At 56.1% G+C, this 17,303-nt stretch carries 15 protein-coding genes and 1 tRNA gene; 9 read left to right on the top strand and 7 right to left on the bottom strand.

Annotated elements, in window-relative coordinates:
• Positions 1-115 precede the first annotated feature (115 nt).
• Complete coding sequence (locus AD944_RS14155; protein ID WP_035379438.1) at positions 116-628, bottom strand: hypothetical protein; 513 nt, start codon at positions 626-628, stop codon at positions 116-118.
• Between the two features lie 304 nt (positions 629-932).
• On the opposite strand from AD944_RS14155, the gene AD944_RS16865 reads away from it, so the two are divergent.
• Positions 933-1,085, top strand: coding sequence for a hypothetical protein (locus AD944_RS16865; RefSeq protein WP_156105408.1), 153 nt, complete (start codon positions 933-935; stop codon positions 1,083-1,085).
• A 373-nt stretch (positions 1,086-1,458) separates the two neighbouring features.
• Here AD944_RS16865 and AD944_RS14150 read toward each other — a convergent pair whose 3' ends face one another.
• Entirely contained in the window at positions 1,459-2,565 is a 1,107-nt protein-coding gene (locus AD944_RS14150) for an acyltransferase family protein (protein ID WP_169794920.1), read from the bottom strand.
• A 351-nt stretch (positions 2,566-2,916) separates the two neighbouring features.
• Between AD944_RS14150 and AD944_RS14145 the strand changes: the two genes are divergently transcribed.
• Positions 2,917-3,567 carry an oxygen-insensitive NAD(P)H-dependent nitroreductase NfsB gene (locus AD944_RS14145; RefSeq protein ID WP_045542432.1) on the top strand — a complete coding sequence of 217 codons (651 nt, stop codon included), beginning with the start codon at positions 2,917-2,919 and terminating at the stop codon, positions 3,565-3,567.
• Between the two features lie 107 nt (positions 3,568-3,674).
• Here the strand turns inward: AD944_RS14145 and AD944_RS14140 are convergent, their stop codons facing one another.
• Positions 3,675-4,280 (bottom strand): CatB-related O-acetyltransferase, encoded by a 606-nt coding sequence (locus AD944_RS14140; protein WP_045542409.1) that lies wholly within the window; start codon positions 4,278-4,280, stop codon positions 3,675-3,677.
• Between the two features lie 559 nt (positions 4,281-4,839).
• Here AD944_RS14140 and AD944_RS17660 point away from each other — a divergent pair.
• On the top strand, positions 4,840-5,124 hold the full coding sequence (locus AD944_RS17660) for a hypothetical protein (RefSeq protein ID WP_035379446.1): 285 nt from the start codon (positions 4,840-4,842) through the stop codon (positions 5,122-5,124).
• A 198-nt stretch (positions 5,125-5,322) separates the two neighbouring features.
• On the opposite strand, the gene AD944_RS14130 is transcribed toward AD944_RS17660, so the two are convergent.
• Positions 5,323-5,412: transfer RNA gene (locus AD944_RS14130), tRNA-Ser, on the bottom strand.
• 160 nt (positions 5,413-5,572) lie between these two features.
• Between AD944_RS14130 and efp the strand changes: the two genes are divergently transcribed.
• Positions 5,573-6,139, top strand: a complete 567-nt coding sequence (gene efp, locus AD944_RS14125; RefSeq protein WP_006557949.1) for an elongation factor P — start codon at positions 5,573-5,575, stop codon at positions 6,137-6,139.
• 41 nt (positions 6,140-6,180) lie between these two features.
• Positions 6,181-7,008, top strand: coding sequence for an inositol monophosphatase family protein (locus tag AD944_RS14120; RefSeq protein ID WP_045542410.1), 828 nt, complete (start codon positions 6,181-6,183; stop codon positions 7,006-7,008).
• 331 nt (positions 7,009-7,339) lie between these two features.
• Here AD944_RS14120 and AD944_RS14115 read toward each other — a convergent pair whose 3' ends face one another.
• Positions 7,340-8,404 (bottom strand): NAD(P)-dependent alcohol dehydrogenase, encoded by a 1,065-nt coding sequence (locus tag AD944_RS14115; protein WP_045542433.1) that lies wholly within the window; start codon positions 8,402-8,404, stop codon positions 7,340-7,342.
• Positions 8,405-8,589: 185 nt separating this feature from the next.
• Between AD944_RS14115 and AD944_RS14110 the strand changes: the two genes are divergently transcribed.
• Positions 8,590-11,595, top strand: a complete 3,006-nt coding sequence (locus AD944_RS14110) for an ATP-dependent DNA helicase (RefSeq protein ID WP_061474876.1) — start codon at positions 8,590-8,592, stop codon at positions 11,593-11,595.
• A gap of 410 nt (positions 11,596-12,005) precedes the next feature.
• Here AD944_RS14110 and AD944_RS14105 read toward each other — a convergent pair whose 3' ends face one another.
• Positions 12,006-12,209 carry a cold-shock protein gene (locus tag AD944_RS14105; protein ID WP_006557943.1) on the bottom strand — a complete coding sequence of 68 codons (204 nt, stop codon included), beginning with the start codon at positions 12,207-12,209 and terminating at the stop codon, positions 12,006-12,008.
• A 128-nt stretch (positions 12,210-12,337) separates the two neighbouring features.
• A complete protein-coding gene (locus AD944_RS14100; RefSeq protein WP_045542435.1) occupies positions 12,338-13,024 on the bottom strand; it encodes a dienelactone hydrolase family protein in 687 nt (228 codons plus the stop codon).
• Between the two features lie 212 nt (positions 13,025-13,236).
• Between AD944_RS14100 and groES the strand changes: the two genes are divergently transcribed.
• The 3 genes from groES (at position 13,237) to ade (ending at position 17,157) form a co-directional block, all read left to right on the top strand.
• Positions 13,237-13,530, top strand: a complete 294-nt coding sequence (gene groES, locus AD944_RS14095; protein WP_035379617.1) for a co-chaperone GroES — start codon at positions 13,237-13,239, stop codon at positions 13,528-13,530.
• Positions 13,531-13,584: 54 nt separating this feature from the next.
• A complete protein-coding gene (groL, locus tag AD944_RS14090; protein WP_006557940.1) occupies positions 13,585-15,225 on the top strand; it encodes a chaperonin GroEL in 1,641 nt (546 codons plus the stop codon).
• Between the two features lie 228 nt (positions 15,226-15,453).
• Positions 15,454-17,157, top strand: coding sequence for an adenine deaminase (gene ade, locus AD944_RS14085; RefSeq protein WP_045542436.1), 1,704 nt, complete (start codon positions 15,454-15,456; stop codon positions 17,155-17,157).
• The last annotated feature ends 146 nt before the right edge of the window (positions 17,158-17,303 follow it).

Below are 17,303 nucleotides of genomic sequence, written 5' to 3'. Positions count from 1 at the left end.
AAATCATTCTGAGGGATAAAAAAATCTGGACACCATGGCAGGATGAGTGTGCATGCCTTCACCCTTACGCAGGCAGATACAAAACTGATATGATCTTTTTAAAAAACTCACGATTTTAAAGCTTTTTACGCATATGGGTTCTAAGGTCATTACACCGTTTGGCATACTGAGACGCCTTGGATGCCGTGAAAAAATTGATCAAAAAAGCACCCGCCAGAGAAAAAAAGGAAACAACCGTTAGAATTTCCCCAGTAGCGGAAATAACCTCTTCATAATGCAGCGCAGAATACCATAACAGACTGATGCTCAGCACTGCGCCAAAGAAACCAAATACACCCGTCGATTTCATGAGGGAGTCTTCAATGCTTTCAAATGCGGATGTCTCTTTCCACAAATCAAAAAGCTGGCGGTCCACCTCCCCCACAGCTTCTGCATGGGTAGCCTTATCTTCAACCGTGCGCTTGTGTGGATTTTTACGGTAGATATCCAACTCCTGCCTTGCCTTGGCAAATACACGCCTCCGCTCCTTGATAGCAGGCAGGCTGATATCCACAAAGCTCAGAATGGCCACGTTCAACCCGGCTGATAATTGAACAACAGCCTGAAAATCCCCCCACGTCACGGCCATGCGGAACCGCTCCCATCTCCACTTTATGCAAACCAGCCCTTTGTTTAGTGTTCACTCTCCTGGAGAGATAGAGCCACCGGACATGCCAGCCATAACACGCCATAGAGAGAGGCATGGCAGCCCGGCACATCCTTGAACAATGCTTCAAGAAACATAATCACGGGGAGTTACACCCGCTGCAAAACACTCTTCCGGGGTTCAGTCCCTCCGCTCTTTGCTTGCTTTCTCAGCCTCATGGCGCAATGGTGGCGGAATTACCCCTCCCCCAACGGGAACCGGGGCACTTCAGAGAGGGAACGAGATCATGCGCACAGGAAAGAAAACCGTCTTGATGGCCCTGATCGCGCTTGCGCTCTCTGGCTGTAAAAACTTCTATCACAGCAGTTGCCCCGGCTTTTATGGCGAAAACCCTGAGGCACGAGATGGCGTGAAATCTGTCATCCAAACCTGTAACTGAAACTCTCATACCGAGCCTGTGTGAAGAACCTGCCACAATAAGTCTGGCGGGGCTTTAGTCCCTTAAGAACAAGCTCCTGCCATCTCCACACGCTTTTAAAATAACGAATAATCCAGACGAGTTCATAACACCATCCCACCGTGGCTACGCCACAGGCGTCTACCATTGCAAAAGAGAATCGCAACACTGTGCAGCACAAGATAAACAGGCGGGTCGCGCAGATAACCACACCAGAGAGAACTACCCGTCCAGAGTAGCCTCCACCCCGCCAAAAGCTGCCACACGCCCTATCCACAATGGCCTGCCCTGACGGCAGACCATGAGAGAAGACATCGCCCATCAAACCGTCTTAACAGGTCTCAGGACACGGGCTCTAAGAGGACGACATATCTCCGCCAAGTGCTGGCCGGGGTATTGTCTTTCTGTGAAACTGACTGAGCCGATGAGCCGGCATTTCAACAAGCCAGAAAAAGACCGTAGCCACCAGAATAGCACTGACAACACTAAGCCCGGCCACTTCCAGCGGCGGCATAAACAGCCCGAACCATGCAACAACAGCCAGAAAAACCGGCAGGTGCGTAATATACAAACTGTAGGAAATTTTCCCCAACTCCTGCCAAATGCCTCCCCGCAACAGGCGTGATGACCGGGAAGCGGGATCACTGACCAGCAGGATAAGCGCGCAGGCCCCCACCAGCACCACACTGTCCCGCCCTATGGAGCATCCGGCAAACACTGCAAGCCATGCCGCAATCCGGATACCTCTCCCCTTCGGTAACCGTGCTCCAGACACCGCCAGAGCATAACCCGCCGCAAAAAAGAGAATAAAATAGAGTGTTGCGGCAAGACCGTTCAGCACCCCTCTACCCAGAGTGACATCTGGAGCGACCTCACCTGAAAAAATAAGCACCATGGACACAATGGCTGACACCAGAATGGTGGGTATCCATACCCGACGCCATATCACGGCCAGGGGTAATAAAAGGGAGATCCGCCACTCATGAGTCAGAGACCATACGGCGGCATCCAGCGGGTAGCCTTGACCTGTCACATCGCCCAGAAGAGTTGTTTCCTCAAACCAGTCTTCCCATGTGGGAGCCTGCCCCCACTGAGCACGCCAGAAAAAGGGGTTAAGCTGATGGGAAATGGGGTGATGCCGGCATATCTGGTAGAGCAGCAGGGAAAGCAGTAGTCCTGCCGCAATAGGCAGACAAAGCCTAAGAGTTCTGCGCCAGTACCAGTCCATCATTCTGAATGATTTGCGCCGTTGTACAGCAAGTGTCAGCACATAACCGCTCAGAACAAAAAAGAACAGAACAGGTGCGCGCCCCGTTGCAATCATGCGCAAAGGCGTATGCAGAAGCAGACTGTCTGGCAAAACCCATGGTGGTGGCCACATCCAATGTACATGGTGCAACAGCACAACAACAGCCGCAATACCGCGTAGGGCGTCAAGCTCCTCCCGGCGGTTACTAACCACTTTCCCACTATTTTCCATTTTAAAATACTCACACGTCCACAGTCTTTTTATTGTGCGGAATCGCCTGTTATTCTTTGTAACTTTTCTATCGAACGCGCAGTCCTGCTGCTGACAGGAATATCCTTTCAGCACAAGAGATATCAGAAGGCCGACATCAGGCTTTAACGGCAAAGATCCAACACGGATTTCCGATTGAAAAAATAAAGTTGTGATATGGGGAGAAGAGAGACCAAAGGCTTCTATGGCGTGGGAGCCATCCCTGATTTTTGCTTTCTCTCTCCCTTCCCGTGTATCCTGCTGGCTGAACGTTCTGCTTCTGCGGACTATTCTGTTTTAATGAGGAGACATGGTGTGACCCTTCTGGAAACCCTGACCCACCGGCACACAACCAAGGCGTATGATAAAAGCCGGAAAATCCCTGCTGATATCGTTTCTCAGTTATTGGAAGCCCTCCGCTACAGCCCCTCTTCTGTCAATTCCCAGCCCTGGCATTTTTTTGTAGCGGAGAATGACGCAGGCAAGGCACGCATTGCAAAAGCAACGACGGGCATTTTTTCTTTCAATGCCCCCCGCGTTCTGGATGCTTCGCATGTGATTGTACTCTGCGCCCGCAACACACTTTCGCCAGACTACCTTGAAGCCTTGGCCAAGCAGGAACAGGCTGACGGACGTTTTGCCACGGATGAAGCCCGTGAGCTGGCCCACAAATCCCGTTCCGGATTTGTAAAAATTCATGAAGAACTTGGAGATGTTCCAACTTGGGCGCAAAAGCAGACATATATTGCCCAAGGCTTTCTGCTGCTTTCTGCCGCCCTGCTTGGTGTAGATGCCACGCCGATGGAAGGTTTTGAGGCATCTATTCTTGAAAAAGAACTGGGTTTGAAAGAAAAAAATCTGACGCCAACCGTGATTGTCTCGCTTGGATACCACTCCGATGCGGATTTCAACGCCAGACTTCCTAAATCACGCCTGCCAGAACAGTCCATTTTTACAACCCTGTAAAAACATTGTTCTCACGGGTCAGCCCACCCGGCATGCCCCGTGCAGAACAGGGGCAAAGTAAACGGTAGGAAACAAAAAGAGGTGCTACGCCCCCCTTGTCGCTTGGTTTAGGACTGGTGTGGGGCGGCCTCAAAAGCGCACAGAAATCCCTCAATATCGTCGCTCATCAATTTTGACATGCGCTCCCGTATTGAAGCTTCGGACCAATTCCACCACGCCACAGCCAGCAGACGCTCGATAATTTTTTCCGCAAACCGATATTTGATGACCCGCGCCGGATTACCGCCCACAATGGCATACGGTGGCACATCCTTCGTCACCACAGCGCCTGTCGCGACAATTGCGCCCGAGCCTATGGTGACACCAGACAGAATGGTGGCCCGCGCTCCAATCCAGACGTCGTGCTCCAGAACAATATCTCCCTTGGTGGAATGATCATCTGTTGCATCCGATGCTTCTGGCCAGAAGCGACTTAAATCCTTGAAGGGGTAAGTTGTAACCGTATCCGGGCGATGATTTCCCAGAATCATCAGCACTTCTCGGGCAATGGAACAATAATTCCCGACCTTGAGCTTGGCATACTGCGCTTCAATAACCACTGGGGAACCATCTGCACCGTAACTATGCTCCCCGATTTCCCAACCCCATTCGTCTATCTCATGCGCAAGGGAATAACGGAGAAGTAATGAAAAAACGTTCTTCCCGTAAGGCATTCAGTCTCATCCTTTTCTGTGAACACTCTAGTCTGCACGACTTCAACTCTTGCTGCCCATTATCGTTCTATAGGGCTGCTCCCATACGGATAGAGACCACTTTTCAAGCCGAGCCCCGCTAAGCAGAAATAATGAGGTTCAACACTATGGCCGCCTCAAACTCCCCTGGGCCATACTTTGCCCGACAACCGGCAGAAGCAAAGCGCATCTGGCACAAAAGAGAAAAACACAGATAAAAGTGTTTTTCCAAGCTCTTTCAGAACACGTTGCCACCCCCCATGACCACCGGCAGCAGTCTTGCACTCCATTAGCTCGCAATCTGACAGGAATTACTTCTGGTGCTCCCTCTATCGGGCGTAAGCTGTTTTATATGCACCAGCACCTGATCAAGATTGCCACCGCAGCCCGTTCGTTCCTGGAGCCAGTTTGGGTAGAATGGCACAAGGCACGAGGAGGGCCCGTTCCTCCCATTCATTCTCAATACACGTGTGGTCGGAGCAGCCTCTTTATTGTTCGGGCACTACGCCATGAAGGTATAGCGGGGACATGGAGATCTGGAGTGCCCCGCCATTCCGAAAACGGGCCAGATCTGGGACCCCTTGGATTCCATGGGAAGGACCGTTGGGAAGGTCACGCCTGGGTGGAAGCAGGCGGTTATATTCTTGACATTACAGCCGACCAGTTCGGTGCTTCCCCGGTGATCGTTGTTCCAGTTGGAGATGAACGATACTCTCCCGGCGATCTGGACACCGCTCTGCCCGTCCATATCGCCAACCGCATAAAGGCAGTGGATGCCATCTGGCCACTCTGGCTCGCATGCCATGATCAGGCAATGGGCCGTTGAAACACGGTCCATTCCCCTGTGAGACGGGAGAAACACTCAAGCCCTACCCATCACGGGTTAAATGAGATGCCCTGTTGCTCCCCAGGCCCCGTTTCTCAATTCACGCTCCAGCCCGAACGGCACAGATCATTTTGAGCGAGGGACGTATGCTCCCCTCATCTTTTAGTCTTTAATTTTATCGGAGAATTTTTACCCTGATGGCGGAAGGGGTGGGATTCGAACCCACGGTACGGTTACCCGCACGCCAGTTTTCAAGACTGGAGCCTTCAACCACTCGGCCACCCTTCCTGCATCAGGTCGAACGTCTTATAAACACGCCTTCTTTTTCTGTCTAGCGGGGGTGTGAGCAGAAACTGTTTGTAGGGTTTCACTGCCCTCACGCTTGCTCTTACGGGGTTGGAGTTGTAGAACGCCGTTCTTTATTACCCAATCCATTCAGGGACGAGTTATGAAACAGCAGGCGAACCTGATCCGGGCCGGACAGGTTATCGAGCATGATGGCCGTCGCTGGACGGTGCTGAAACAGCAGATCATCACCCCCGGCAAAGGCGGCGCATTCATCCAAGTGGAAATGCGCGACCTTAAAACCGGGAACAAAACCAACGAACGCTGGCGTACCGCTGACAGCGTTGAACGGCTGATGACCGAGGACAAGGAATATCTGTATTCCTACACCGATGGTGAAACGCTTGTGCTGATGGACCCGGAAACGTTCGAGCAGTACATGATCCCGGTTGATCTGCTGGGTGACCAAGCACCGTTCCTTCAGGACAACATGACCATCAACCTCCACCTTGTTGAAGGTGACCCGGTTGGCGTGGATCTGCCCCCGCAGGTCACGCTGGAAATTGTAGAAGCAGACCCCGTTGTCAAAGGGCAGACGGCAAGCTCCTCCTACAAACCGGCCAAACTTTCCAATGGTGTTAAAACCATGGTGCCCCCTTTCATTGAAGCGGGTGAACGGGTTGTCGTCAGAACAGAAGACGGCTCTTACGTAGAACGCGCCAAAGACTGATCTTTCAGCACCACTCCAGAGCAGGACAAAACACAGTGGCCATGCGTCTTTCCCCCGTCATGATGGTGATGCAGACAGCTGCCCAAAAAGCAGCCAAGCGTCTCCTGCGCGATTTCAATGAAGTCGAGCAGCTTCAGGTAAGCATCAAAGGCCCCGGTGACTTTGTCTCTCAGGCAGATCTTCGGGCAGAGCAGACCATACGCGAAGAACTGGAACGGGCCCGCCCGGGCTACGCCTTCCGGATGGAAGAATCCGGCGCTTCAGGCGGTGATAACTGGACGTGGCGCTGGATTGTGGACCCGCTGGACGGCACCACAAACTTCCTGCACGGCATTCCGCACTGGGCCATTTCCATTGGTCTGCAACGCCGCCTGCCTGATGGAAAGATCGAACTTGCAGCCGGGCTGGTGTACAACCCGGCCGCAGGTGAAATGTTCTGGGCGGAAAAAGGCAGCGGGGCTTACCTGAACGAACGGCGCATTCGTGTTTCCGCACGCCGGGACATGCATGAATCCGTGTTTGCAACAGGCATCCCCTTTGCCAAGGTGCCTGCACGGCAGCGCCTGCCCTTCGCCCGCGTGATGGGCCACCTGATGCCGCGTGTGGCCGGAGTCCGCCGCTTTGGTGCCGCGGCTCTGGACCTCACATGGGTTGCCGCTGGCCGGTACGAAGGTTACTGGGAATTTGGTATCAAACCGTGGGATTGCGCAGCCGGCATCCTGATCGTGCGTGAAGCTGGCGGTCAGGTCACTGACCCCGCCGGGCAGGATCTGGATGACATGCCGGACGATGTGATGATTGTGGCTGGCAACGCCAACATGCACGGCAAGCTGCTTGAAGTGGTTGCGGAAAGCCTTCAGGACGCCTGAAGCCCCCTTTCCCATTTCCAGCTTTAAAGAAGGCCGCCTTCACATTCACTGTGGGCGGCCTTCTTTTTTAGGTGCTTCCACCTCGCGTTAAAAAAAGAGACGGCAGACTGCCCTGATGGACTTTTCAAACAGCCCATCAGGAAACGCAGTACGGTTTAACAGATCAGCCTGACCAGCTTATTCGGCCTCTCCGGGTAGAGTGCCTAGAGGACGATGTGTGACTTAAGGCCGTGTTTGCGCCCGCCTTCCCCGCGTGCCACTCAACACCGTCCTTCGGCCTCCCATTACTTTGCTCTCCATGAGACTGCACCAGAACTTCTGAGGCTTTCTCTCACGCCGTTTCTGGCAGGGACGCCATATCAAGCACAAACCGGTATTTTACATCAGAGCGCAGGACGCGTTCATAAGCCTCATTGATCTGATCCATTTTGATCATTTCAATATCGGCCGTGATGTTGTGCTTGCCGCAGAAATCAAGCATTTCCTGCGTTTCCTGAATGCCGCCAATGGCTGACCCGGCCAGGCTGCGGCGCTTGCCTACCAGTGTGAACGCCCCCACAGACATGGGTTTTTCCGGCAGCCCCACCAGCACCATGTGCCCATCCTGCCGCAACAGGCCCAGATATTCGTTCACGTCGTGCTCGGCAGAAACCGCATCCAGAATGAAGTCAAAGCGGTTAGCTTCCGCTTGCATGGCCTCGGCATCACGGGAAATCACCACGCGATGCGCGCCCAGCCGCTTGCCGTCTTCCACCTTGTTGGGGGATGTCGTGAACAACGTGACTTCCGCCCCAAGTGCCACAGCAAACTTGACTGCCATGTGACCCAGACCGCCCAGCCCGACAACACCAACAAGGTGCCCTTTGCCCACCTTCCAGTGCGCCAGTGGAGACCACGTGGTAATCCCCGCACACAGAAGCGGCGCAGCGGCGGCAGGATCAAGATTTTCAGGCACGCGCAGCACAAAATGGTCATCCACCACAATGCTGCGGGAATAACCCCCATAGGTATGGGCCCCTTCTTTCGGGAAAGCCGGGTCCGGGCTGTTGTATGTCCAGGTCGGCAGGGCATCACAATATTGTTCCAACCCGGCTTCACAGGAATGGCAATGGCGGCAGGAATTGACCATGCAGCCCACACCCACCAGATCACCTTTTTTAAAGCGGGTGACATCTCCGCCCGTCTGGACCACACGTCCAATAATTTCATGGCCGGGCACGCAGGGGTAAAAGCTCGGCCCCCATTCACTGCGCACCGTGTGGATATCGGAGTGGCAGACACCACAATAGGCAATATCTATCTGCACATCACGCGGGCCGCAGTCCCGCCGTTCAAACGTAATGGCTTCCAAGGGAGCCGTAGCACTGGAAGCAGCATAACCAACACAGGAAAACACGTGTCTGTCCTTTTCCACTGAGAGCAAAAGCAGGCAGGCGATATCCATCCCTTCCCGCACAAAATACTGGGGTGATCATACGGTATCAGGCCCGCTTCAGAAACAGCGCACTGTGGGCATCAGGCTTTCACCATATGGAATAGCCTCTAGTTCGCACGCCCCAACTTGCGTAGAGTAAGGCTTCCATGCAGTCATCCTTTCCCTCTGCGCATGATGCGCCCGCGCTCACAGCGCATCATCGCGGCATTTCCGTGCTGACGGAGGACGGGGAATTTCTCACCCTTTCCATCGCGGAAATACGCGAGCGGCTGCAAACCATGCCCTGCCCACTGGTGGTGCATGCGCCTGCCTTCGCCCGCAAACTGGGCCTGCATGCACCGGGCCAACCCTGCCCGTGGCTGGACCTGCTGGAACTGTTCGCCTTTGTCTATCCGGCCCGTTCCGTCGCCCCAACACCGCGTGGGCTGGCCCTCGCCCTTGGGGTAGAAGAGGAACGAATTGGGCAGGCGGAAGCAGATCTGCTCCCTCTTCTGACCTCCCTGATGCTGGCGGAACTCGCGCGCCTCAAAAGTGGCCCGGAAGCAGAGTTTCTGGCCGCGCTGACCGTCCGGCTGGGGCAAGCAGGCTGGCCCTGGGCGGGAACTGTCGCGGAAACGCTCGGCCTGCATGAAAAACTTGGACCACGCGGACAGTTGCCAGAAGACGCCATGCAACCAGGAGACGCCCTGCGCGTGTGGCGCGTGCTGCCCAAATGGGAGGATGTTGCCCCACGCCCGCCTCCGGCGTCTCATCCCATCACGTCAGCCGAAGCCCGCGCCCGCCTGACCATGCTGCTGGGCGAAGGGGCTGAAAGCCGCGCAGGACAGGCAGATTTTGCCAGTGTCTCCACCGCTGCGTTCGAACCTCGCACCATGCGCGGCAATCCCGCCGTGGTGCTGGCGGAAGCCGGAACGGGAACGGGCAAGACGCTGGGGTATATCGCACCCGCCAGCGTGTGGGCGGAACGCAATGGCGGCAGCGTGTGGATCAGCACCTACACGCGTCACCTGCAACGCCAGATTGAGCAGGAAACGCACCGCCTGTTTCCGGATGACGCCACACGCCGCCAGCATGTGGTGCTGCGCAAAGGGCGCGAGAATTACCTCTGCCTGCTGAATATGGAAGAAGCCGTCAACAGTGCGGCCTCCCGCCCCGCAGGCGTGACCATTGCGCTGGCGATGCTCGCCCGCTGGGCCCGCGCCACCGCTGATGGTGATCTGACAGGCGGAGACCTGCCCGGCTGGTTTGGAGACCTGTTTGGCCACGGCAACATTACCGGCGTTGCGGACAGGCGCGGCGAATGTATTCACGGTGCCTGCCCGCATTATCAGCGCTGCTTTGTGGAACATACTATCCGCCGGGCGCGGGAGGCAGATCTGGTCATTGCCAATCATGCGCTGGTGATGGCGCAGGCAGCCTATTCTGAAAACGCCATGGCGGATGATTCGGAAGAAGGTGAAGAAGACAGCACGCCTTCCCGCTATGTTTTTGATGAAGGCCATCATCTGGCGGATGCGGCAGACGGTGCCTTTTCCGCCGAACTCTCGGGGCTGGAAGCCGCGGAGCTGCGGCGCTGGCTGTTGGGCGCGGAAGGCCGCCGTTCCCGTGCACGCGGCCTCAAGCGGCGGCTGGATGATCTGGTGGTCGGCCTGCCCAAGCTGGAAACACCGCTGGACGCTGCCCTGATGGCGGCCCACGCCTTGCCCGCCCCCGGCTGGTCCACACGGCTGGCCGGAACAGACGGTGAGAACGAACCACCGCCTCATCCCGCTGAAGACATGCCTGCACAGGGAGAAGATGGTCTTTTCCCCATGGTGCAAAATGCTGTTGAGCCCGTGCTTGAGAACCCGACCGAGATGTTTCTCAAGCTGCTGCGCCAACAGGTTCTGGCGCGCAGTCAGGAACGCGGGCGTGCAGACCATGCCTACGGCGCGCTGGAATGTGACCTGCACCCTTTATTGCCCGACCTTGCACAAGCCGGGCAGGCGCTGGCGCGGGCACTGGGGCGGCTGGCGGAACCGCTCCGCACACTGGCGGAACGCCTGCACGCCCGTTTGCAGGATGAAGCGGAAAGTCTGGACAGCGTCACCCGAGGGCGAATTGAGGCTATGGTGCGCGCCTTGCGCCGCCGGGCCATTACCCGGCTGGACGCCTGGATTGCCATGCTGGACGCGCTGGATCATCCACCGCCAGCAGATGCCACCCCGACCCACATTCATTTCATCCGGCTGGATCGGCGGGAAAAACAGCGTATGGGCGAGCAGGATGTAGGCCTGCACCGCCACTGGCTGGACCCCACCGTGCCTTTTGCTGCGGTTATGGCCATGCCTGCACAGGGCATGCTGATTACGTCCGCCACCCTGCGCGATCAGTCTGACACCCCGCGCAAACCCCCTACAGAAGAGGGACAGACGGAAGACCTTTACTCGGAAGAATCGGAACGTGCGTGGGAAGCGGCTGAAGCCCGGACCGGAGCAAACCACTTTCCGGCCCCCGCCATTCGGGCCAGCCTGAGTAGTCCTTTCGACTACGCCCGGCAGACGCGCACGTTTATTGTCAATGACATAGACCACGGAAGTATTGCCGATCTGGCTGCCGCCTATCGCACCCTGTTTCAGGCCTCTGGCGGCGGAGGGCTCGGGCTGTTCACCGCCATATCGCGCCTGCGGGGTGTTCACTCCCGCATTGCGCCTGCGTTGGAAGAAAGCGGCCTGCCTCTTTATGCGCAGCATGTCGATGCAATGGATAACGCAACGCTGGTGGATATTTTCCGCACGGAAGAACATGCCTGCCTGCTTGGCACGGATGCCATGCGTGATGGTGTGGATGTGCCAGGAAATGCCCTGCGACTGGTGGTTTTTGAGCGCGTTCCGTGGCCCCGGCCTGATATTCTGCACCGTGAACGACGCATTCATCTCTCTGGTGGTGATACAACCGGATATGATGACCGGATTGCCCGGCTCAGACTGCGTCAGGCGTTTGGGCGACTTATCCGCAGCCAGTCAGATCGGGGTGTTTTTGTGCTGTTGGATCGCAGAACGCCTTCGCGCCTGCTCTCAGCCTTCCCACCGGGGGCCGAAGTACGACGGATGGGGCTGGCGGACACAGCACGGGAAATTGAAAGCTTTCTGCCACGCACGCCTCAAAACTGAACGGCGATGGCCCATCGCGCTCGGGGCATGACAAGATGCCTTACGAGGCGGCTTTGCATGCTGAAGTCAAAAGGCTGCGTCTAAACCCTCAGTAATCGGAAACAGCATGCGTTTCCACCTGTGCTGAAAGCAGAATAGAAAAGCTCAGCGCAAGCGCATTGGCTTAAAAACACCAACGTCATCCAACGCAGAAAAACTGCCGCACAAAACTGACAGGTTCTTCAAATAATTTTTGGAATAATCAAAATGTGTCGCAGAGACAAACAGGAACCACCAAGAATAACGGCGTAGCGTTTTCTTGCCAGATCATGCCACAGGTGTCAGTTGGCACGGCTTTAGCGAAACCAACAGACAGTCTCTGCAGAGAGTGCGGAGCAGGTTGCGTAAACGCCCTCGCCCCGCAGGCAGCCTTAGAGAGGCTTGAGCTCTGTAGCAGCCACTTTGCCGCGCTCTGTCACGAGTTCATAAGAAATCTTCTCATTCTCATTCAGACCACGCAGGCCAGCAGCCTGAACAGCGGTGATGTGAACAAAAACGTCTTTGCCTCCATCATCAGGAGCGATGAAGCCAAAGCCTTTGGTGGCATTGAACCATTTTACTGTACCGGTCGGCATAGGCGGGTAACTTTCCCTGATAGTCTCCTGCCGGGCAACCATATGCCGGCTACAGGACCCCTCTATCCGCTCATGAAGCGGCGGGAATGTCAATCAAAATACCCCGCCTGTGCGCGATTCCGGCAGTTTCAGCCCTTCAGATGCGCTTCCAGAAACGCCACACTGCGCTGCTGCGCCAGAAGGTAGGCCTCCGCGTTGAAAGACGAGCGTTCCGCGCAGCCAAAGCCATGCCCTGCCTCGTCATACACGAAAATTTCAATTCCCGGCTGCGCCTCCCTGATGGCGGTCACATCCATGTGAGGAATACTGCTATCCTGCCCGCCAAAATGCATTTCCACCGGGCAATGCGGAGTCTCGTTGCGGCTGGCGGCAATACCACCACCATACCAACAGACAGCGGCTGCAAAATCATGCGTATGGGTTGCGGCCTGCCATGCCAGCGTGCCGCCCCAACAATAGCCGATAATGCCCGGTTTGCTGCGACCGCTGCCACGTTTATGCGCCAGTGCAGCCGCACTTGCCCGCAGATCCAATAAGGTTTTTTCTAGGGGAATCTGGGCACGAAGAGCCAGGCCCTGATCAATTCCGGCCTTGTCATACCCCAGTTCCGTCCCCGGCTGGGCGCGGTCAAACAGAGCGGGCGAAATCACATGAAAACCGCGAGCCGCAAAATCATCACACACATGGCGGATATGATCGTTCACGCCAAAAATTTCCTGCACCACAACAAGCGCATAGGGCAGATCCGGGCTACCTGCCTCATAGGCTGAAAAGCTGTGTCCGTCCTCAGCCTGTAGTGTGATTGCATGCCCCATGGCGGCGACTCCTTTTGCGTGAAGTGTTAAAACTGGAAGAAAGTTTTCCACATTTCTTGACTCTCGGGGAGGACAAACCTATCTCCTGTTCTGGCACTCCCGGGGTGGGAGTGCTAACGCAACGCGGCGTTCGTTACGCGCGGTAAAAGCAGGTGGTGTCGCTTCCAGACAAGGGCGCCACCGCAGCAAAAATGAATGTGGAGCGATCCATAATGACGAAGTTTCGTCCTTTACACGACCGAGTAGTCGTCCGTCGTCTCGAAAGCGAAGAGAAGACAGTTGGCGGCATTATTATCCCTGACACGGCCAAAGAAAAGCCGATGGAAGGCAAAGTGGTCGCAGTTGGTCCGGGTGCCCGCAATGAGCAGGGGCAGATCGTAGCGCTTGATGTCAAGGCTGGCGACAAGATCCTGTTCGGCAAATGGTCCGGCACAGAAGTGAAGATCGACGGTGAAGAGCTGCTGATCATGAAAGAAAGCGACATTCTGGGCATTATTTCCGCCTGAGTGACGCCCTGATCCGCTTTTCAATATTTAACTGATCCTCACAGGAGAATTTCAATGGCTGCCAAAGACGTAAAGTTTGGTGGTGACGCACGCCAGCGTATGCTGCGCGGTGTCGACATCCTTGCAGACGCTGTTAAGGTCACGCTCGGTCCCAAAGGCCGTAACGTTGTGCTGGACAAGAGCTTCGGCGCTCCCCGCATCACGAAGGACGGTGTGTCCGTCGCCAAGGAAATCGAACTTGCTGACAAGTTCGAAAACATGGGCGCACAGATGCTGCGCGAAGTGGCTTCCAAAACCAACGATATCGCTGGTGACGGCACGACCACTGCAACCGTTCTGGCTCAGGCCATTGTGCGTGAAGGCCACAAGGCCGTTGCCGCTGGCATGAACCCGATGGACCTCAAGCGCGGTATCGACAAGGCCGTTGCTGCGGTTGTTGAAGAACTGAAGAAGAACACCAAGAAGATCACCACCCCGGCTGAAACAGCCCAGGTTGGCACGATCTCCGCTAACGGTGAATCTGAAATCGGTCAGATGATCTCCGAAGCCATGCAGAAAGTTGGCTCCGAAGGCGTGATCACGGTTGAAGAAGCCAAGCACTTCCAGACAGAACTGGACGTGGTTGAAGGCATGCAGTTCGACCGCGGCTACATCTCTCCCTACTTCGTGACGAACACGGAGAAGATGACGGCTGATCTGGAAAACCCCTACATCCTGATCCATGAAAAGAAGCTGTCTTCTCTTCAGCCGATGCTGCCGCTGCTTGAAGCCGTTGTGCAGTCTGGCCGTCCGCTGCTGATCATTGCAGAAGACGTTGATGGTGAAGCGCTGGCAACCCTGGTTGTCAACAAGCTGCGCGGTGGCCTGAAAATTGCTGCTGTCAAGGCTCCGGGCTTTGGTGACCGTCGTAAAGCCATGCTGGAAGATATCGCTATCCTGACCGGTGGCCAGGTGATCAGCGAAGATCTGGGCATCAAGCTGGAAACCGTTACCCTGCCGATGCTGGGCACCGCCAAAAAGGTGCGTATCGACAAGGAAAACACCACCATTGTTGATGGTGCTGGCAAGTCTGACGACATCAAGGGCCGTTGCAAGCAGATCCGTGCGCAGATCGAGGAAACCACCTCTGACTACGACCGTGAAAAGCTGCAGGAACGTCTGGCCAAGCTGGCTGGCGGTGTTGCCGTGATCCGCGTTGGTGGCTCCACGGAAGTGGAAGTCAAGGAACGCAAGGACCGCGTTGATGACGCCCTCCACGCAACCCGCGCTGCAGTGGAAGAAGGCATTGTTCCTGGTGGTGGCACGGCTCTGGCCCGCGCTTCTGCCAACCTGTCTCACCTGCACTACCACAATGACGATCAGCGCGTTGGTGGTGACATCATCCGCAAGGCTCTGCAGGCTCCCCTGCGCCAGATCGCTCACAACGCTGGTGAAGATGGTGCGGTTATCGCCAACAAGGTGCTTGAATCCAAAGAATACGCTTTCGGGTTCGATGCACAGGCTGGCGAATACAAGAACCTGGTTGATGCCGGTATTATCGACCCGACCAAGGTTGTTCGCACGGCTCTGCAGGATGCAGCTTCTGTTGCCGGTCTGCTGATCACCACCGAAGCTATGGTGGCAGAACGTCCGGAAAAGAAAGCGGCTCCGGCTGGCGGCCCTGACATGGGCGGCATGGGCGGCATGGACTTCTAAGGTCCTTTTTCCTTACCGTTTTGGAAGGCGGCTTCGGCTGCGTTCCGAAACGGGCGGAAAGCCTGAAAGGCGAGTGGCAACTTTGGTTGCCCTCGCCTTTTTCTTTTAAAGAAACAGCATTTGCCTTCCCCACCCGTATCAGGAACAATAACGGATCGGGGCTGATGAGGATTTTTGGAGACTGAGGCCTCAGCCAGCCTCCTGCTTTACGGGGGAAATGAAACAGGCATGACAGGCAGCACACTTTCCAACCGCATTGCACAAGGTTGCGGAACTGAAATAGCGGATACGGTCATCAAGAATATCCGGCTGTTTGATCTGGTAACCGGAGAGCTTATTCCCACGGATATCGCCCTGTGCGGGGACAGAATTGTCGGCACGCTGGACACATACGAGGGCAAGCGCATTATTGAAGGCCGGAACCGCATTGCCGTGCCGGGCTTCATTGATACGCACCTGCATGTTGAATCCTCGCTGATCACGCCTTTTGAATTTGACCGCTGCGTTCTACCCCATGGTGTAACCACCGCCATTTGTGACCCGCACGAAATGGCGAACGTTCTGGGACGAGCAGCGCTGGACTACTTCACGGAGGCCGCGACCCGCACCATCATGGATCTACGGGTCAATCTCTCCAGTTGCGTGCCTTCTACGGCGCTGGAAACCTCCGGCGCATGCCTTCGGGCCGCAGACCTCGCCCCTTACCGCACACACCCGAAGGTGATCGGCCTGGCGGAATTCATGAACATTCCGGGGGTTCTGAACTGTGACCCGGAGTGCATAGAAAAGCTGGAAGCCTTTGAAGGCTGCCATATTGATGGACATGCGCCCCTTATGCGTGGCCGCAAGCTGAATGGCTATCTGGCGGCTGGCATCACCACCGATCATGAAGCCACCACAGCCGAAGAAGCCTTGGAGAAAATCCGCAAAGGCATGATGGTGCTGATCCGCGAGGGCTCCGTCTGCAAGGATCTCAGGGCCCTCGTGCCTTTGCTCACGCCACAGACGGCACAGTTCTTCGCTTTCTGCACAGATGACCGTAACCCGCTTGAAATCGCCCATGAGGGCCATCTGGATTACCTTATCCGGCTTGCTATCTCTCTGGGCGTGGAGCCTCTGGCCGCCTATCGCTGTGCCACACTCAGCGCGGCACAGGCTTTTGGCCTGCGGGACAGAGGGCTGATCGCCCCCGGCCGCCGCGCGGATATTGTCCTGCTGGATGACCTGCGCGAATGTCGCGTTTCAGACGTGATCAGCGCGGGCAGACTGGTAAATGATGCCCTGTTTGAAACACGGGATATCCTCCCCGCAACAGGTATTGGCAGCGTGCAACTCCCTGCCCCTGTGACTGCTGTTGATATGCTTGTGCACGGTGATGGGGCAGAACGCCCCGTTATTGGCCTGATACCGGGCCAGATCATAACGCCTTTCCTCAAGGCAGATCTGCCTACCGAGGAGGGCGTGGTGCTGCCAGATGTCACGCAGGATATCGCCGCTGTCTGTGTGGTGGCGCGCCACGGCCATAACGACAACATAGGCCGGGGCTTTGTGAAGGGCTTTGGTTTGACCACTGGGGCCATTGCCTCCTCCGTGGGGCATGACAGTCACAATATCTGCGTAGTGGGCATGGACCCGGCTGACATGGCAGAGGCTGTGAACCATCTGGAAAAGCTGGGCGGAGGTTTTGTTGTTGTGCAGCACGGCAAGGTTCTGGCGGACATGCCCCTGCCCGTGGCTGGCCTGATGAGCGATGCACCATTTGAGACCGTACGTGACCAGCTTATCACGCTTCGCGCCGCTGCCCGCACCCTCGGCTGCACGCTGGAAGAACCCTTCCTGCAACTGGCCTTCCTACCGCTGCCCGTTATTCCCCACCTGAAAATCACGGATTTCGGGATGGTCGATGTGAACAGAATGGAAGTGCTCTCCTGACTCCTCGCCTACGTCCCGAGAAAGCCATGATCTCCCGTCGCCGTCCCTCTCACTTGTTTTTTTAAGGGGCTTTAGAAAGTGATTGCCCCCTCCCCAGACCGGAAGCGGGTAGGCTGGTAGGCTGGTAGGCTGGTAGGCTGGTAGGC

The sequence above is a fragment of the Acetobacter tropicalis genome (genome assembly GCF_001580915.1).
In the GTDB taxonomy this organism is placed as follows: domain Bacteria; phylum Pseudomonadota; class Alphaproteobacteria; order Acetobacterales; family Acetobacteraceae; genus Acetobacter; species Acetobacter tropicalis.
Note: the sequence above shows the minus strand (reverse complement) of the source record. Positions and strands in the feature narration are given on the sequence as shown.

Excerpts from the sequence above, each read along its gene's own strand:
- groL (WP_006557940.1), top strand. The coding sequence starts at position 13,585 with ATGGCTGCCAAAGACGTAAAGTTTGGTGGTGACGCACGCCAGCGTATG.
- AD944_RS14155 (WP_035379438.1), bottom strand. The coding sequence starts at position 628 with ATGGCCGTGACGTGGGGGGATTTTCAGGCTGTTGTTCAATTATCAGCC.
- AD944_RS14100 (WP_045542435.1), bottom strand. The coding sequence starts at position 13,024 with ATGGGGCATGCAATCACACTACAGGCTGAGGACGGACACAGCTTTTCA.
- AD944_RS14110 (WP_061474876.1), top strand. The coding sequence starts at position 8,590 with ATGCAGTCATCCTTTCCCTCTGCGCATGATGCGCCCGCGCTCACAGCG.
- AD944_RS16865 (WP_156105408.1), top strand. The coding sequence starts at position 933 with ATGCGCACAGGAAAGAAAACCGTCTTGATGGCCCTGATCGCGCTTGCG.
- groES (WP_035379617.1), top strand. The coding sequence starts at position 13,237 with ATGACGAAGTTTCGTCCTTTACACGACCGAGTAGTCGTCCGTCGTCTC.
- AD944_RS14120 (WP_045542410.1), top strand. The coding sequence starts at position 6,181 with ATGCGTCTTTCCCCCGTCATGATGGTGATGCAGACAGCTGCCCAAAAA.
- AD944_RS14105 (WP_006557943.1), bottom strand. The coding sequence starts at position 12,209 with ATGCCGACCGGTACAGTAAAATGGTTCAATGCCACCAAAGGCTTTGGC.
- efp (WP_006557949.1), top strand. The coding sequence starts at position 5,573 with ATGAAACAGCAGGCGAACCTGATCCGGGCCGGACAGGTTATCGAGCAT.
- AD944_RS14140 (WP_045542409.1), bottom strand. The coding sequence starts at position 4,280 with ATGCCTTACGGGAAGAACGTTTTTTCATTACTTCTCCGTTATTCCCTT.
- ade (WP_045542436.1), top strand. The coding sequence starts at position 15,454 with ATGACAGGCAGCACACTTTCCAACCGCATTGCACAAGGTTGCGGAACT.